The 2,739-nt window shown below is 65.4% G+C and carries 3 protein-coding genes and 1 pseudogene; all 4 read right to left on the bottom strand.

What is annotated here, in order from left to right:
* Positions 1–414: pseudogene (locus VN856_RS14985) on the bottom strand (tRNA pseudouridine(38-40) synthase TruA); the annotation flags it as partial.
* Complete coding sequence (gene rplQ, locus VN856_RS14980; protein ID WP_325690342.1) at positions 401–1,012, bottom strand: 50S ribosomal protein L17; 612 nt, start codon at positions 1,010–1,012, stop codon at positions 401–403. The gene rplQ and the pseudogene VN856_RS14985, both read right to left, overlap by 14 nt.
* Positions 1,013–1,071: 59 nt before the next feature.
* Positions 1,072–2,115 (bottom strand): DNA-directed RNA polymerase subunit alpha, encoded by a 1,044-nt coding sequence (locus VN856_RS14975; RefSeq protein WP_325690340.1) that lies wholly within the window; start codon positions 2,113–2,115, stop codon positions 1,072–1,074.
* A gap of 75 nt (positions 2,116–2,190) precedes the next feature.
* Positions 2,191–2,739, bottom strand: a 549-nt coding sequence (gene rpsD / locus VN856_RS14970; protein ID WP_325690338.1) for a 30S ribosomal protein S4, incomplete at its 5' end; no start/stop codon positions are given.

The raw sequence follows: 2,739 nt of genomic DNA, 5'->3' as shown, positions 1-2,739 counted from the left end.
CGAGAAGCGCGCGTCGAAACCGGCTGGCGCGCGGGCAATCTGGCGGACCCGGACGTCGGTGGGTAGCAGTCGGCTCAGTCGCCGGACCAGCGGCTGAAATTCGGGCTGATTCGGCCGCGGTGTGCGCGGATACGCGTTGGGCAGCTCGTCGAGCGGAACGTCGACATGGGCGACCTGGCCGGTGGCATGCACACCGGTGTCGGTGCGACCGGCGGCCCACAGCCGCAGCTGACTGCGAAACACCGTCGACAGCGAACCCTCGAGAACACCCGCGACGGTCCGCTGGCCCGACTGTGTGGCCCACCCGGCGAAATCCGTGCCGTCGTAAGCGATATCGAGCCTAAGACGAACGCACCCGCCATCGGGGTCGATGGCGGGCACGTCGTTCAACGGCAAATCGTCAGGACTCGTCAGCGTCCTCGGCCTCGGCCTTCGCCTCGGTGGCCTCCGGCTCAGCGGCTTCGGGCTCAGCGGCCTCGGGCTCAGCGGCCTCGACGGCAGCCTCGGGCTCGGTCGTTTCGGCCTCGGCCACGACCTCCTCGGCCTTGACGTCTTCGGCCTCTTCGGCTTTCGGCTCAGCCTTGGCGGCAGGAGCCTTGGCCGCGGCCTTGGAAGCACCCACCCGACGCGCGCGATCGGCTTCGGAGGTCACCGTCTTCTCCTGCACCAGCTCGATGACCGCCATCGGCGCGTTGTCGCCCTTGCGGTTCTCAACCTTGATGATGCGGGTGTAGCCGCCGTTGCGGTCGGAGTAGAACGGCCCGATCTCGGCGAACAGGCTGTGCACCACGTCCTTGTCGCGGATCTTCTTGAGCACCTCACGCCGATTGTGCAGCGTGCCCTTCTTGGCGTGGGTGATCAGCTTCTCCGCGTAGGGCCGCAATGCCCGCGCCTTGGTTTCGGTGGTCTTGATCCGACCGTGCTCGAACAGCGCCGTCGCCAGGTTGGCCAGGATCGCCTTCTGGTGCGAAGACGACCCGCCGAGGCGAGGACCCTTGGTGGGCTTGGGCATTGCGACTTCTCCTAAATGGGGCCGGCCCCCGTATCAGGTAGGACCGGGACGGAATTTTGTTAGAGCTGTTCGGTTTCGGCGTAGTCCGCGTCGTCGTAGTTGCCCTCGGCGGACCAGGTGCCGGTGGCGACGTCGTAGCCGGCGACCTCGGACGGGTCGAAGCTGGCCGGGCTGTCCTTGAGCGACAGACCCAACTGGTGCAGCTTGACCTTCACCTCGTCGATGGACTTCTGACCGAAGTTGCGGATGTCGAGCAGGTCGGACTCGGTGCGCGACACCAGTTCTCCGACGGTGTGCACGCCCTCACGCTTGAGGCAGTTGTACGAGCGCACGGTCAGATCCAGGTCGTCGATCGGCAGCGCGAACGACGCGATGTGGTCGGCCTCGGCCGGCGACGGCCCGATCTCGATGCCCTCGGCCTCGACGTTGAGTTCGCGTGCCAGACCGAACAATTCGACCAGTGTCTTACCCGCGGACGCCAGCGCGTCACGGGGGCCGATCGAGCTCTTGGTCTCGACGTCGAGGATCAGCTTGTCGAAGTCGGTGCGCTGCTCGACACGGGTCGCGTCCACCTTGTAGGTCACCTTGAGCACCGGTGAGTAGATGGAATCGACTGGGATACGGCCGATCTCAGCACCCGACGCCTTGTTCTGCACGGCCGGGACGTAACCACGGCCACGCTCGACGACGAGCTCGATCTCGAGCTTGCCCTTGTCGTTCAGCGTCGCGATGTGCATCTCCGGGTTGTGCACGGTGACGCCGGCCGGCGGCACGATGTCACCGGCGGTGACCTCGCCCGGGCCCTGCTTGCGCAGGTACATGGTCACCGGCTCGTCCTCTTCCGAGGACACGACCAGGCTCTTGAGGTTCAGGATGATGTCGGTGACGTCTTCCTTGACGCCCGGCACAGTGGTGAACTCGTGCAGCACGCCGTCAATGCGGATGCTGGTGACCGCCGCGCCCGGAATCGAGGACAGCAACGTGCGCCGCAGCGAGTTACCAAGCGTGTAGCCGAAACCCGGCTCCAGCGGCTCGATGACGAACTGCGAACGGCTGTCGCTGATGACCTCTTCGGACAAGGTCGGTCGCTGTGAAATCAGCATGGTGTTCTTCTATCTCCTTCTCGGCACCCACTATTTGATGCCGCTAAGACCTACGCCGGCGGCGTAGGGGGCTTGCTACTTCGAGTAGTACTCGACGATCAGCTGCTCGGTGAGCGGCACCTCGATCTGGGCGCGCTCGGGTAGCTGGTGAATCAGGATGCGTTGCTGCTCGCCGACCACCTGCAGCCAGCTGGGGATCGGGCGATCACCCGCGGTCTCGCGAGCGATCTGGAACGGCACGGTGTTCAGCGACTTGCCCTTGATGTCGATGATGTCGTACTGCGACACCCGATAGCTGGGGATGGTCACCTTGACGCCGTTGACCGTGAAGTGGCCATGGCTGACCAGCTGACGGGCCATCCGGCGCGTCCGGGCGATCCCGGAGCGGTACACCACGTTGTCCAGCCGGCTCTCCAGGATCTGCAGCAGCTCGTCACCGGTCTTGCCGGGACGGCCGGCCGCTTCGGCGTAGTAGCGGCGGAACTGCTTTTCCATGACGCCGTAGGTGAAGCGGGCCTTCTGCTTCTCCTGCAGCTGCTGGCGGTATTCGCTTTCCTTGATCCGCGCGCGGCCGTGCTGACCGGGCGGGTAGGGACGCTTCTCGAAGGACTGGTCTCCACCCAC

This window comes from Mycobacterium sp. (assembly GCF_035603715.1).
In the GTDB taxonomy this organism is placed as follows: domain Bacteria; phylum Actinomycetota; class Actinomycetes; order Mycobacteriales; family Mycobacteriaceae; genus Mycobacterium.
The sequence above is the reverse complement of the archived record's forward strand: the minus strand, read 5'-3'. Positions and strand labels throughout refer to the sequence as shown.

What these genes read in the sequence shown, in the direction of transcription:
- rplQ (WP_325690342.1), bottom strand. Translation starts at nt 1,012, where the DNA reads ATGCCCAAGCCCACCAAGGGTCCTCGCCTCGGCGGGTCGTCTTCGCAC.
- VN856_RS14975 (WP_325690340.1), bottom strand. Translation starts at nt 2,115, where the DNA reads ATGCTGATTTCACAGCGACCGACCTTGTCCGAAGAGGTCATCAGCGAC.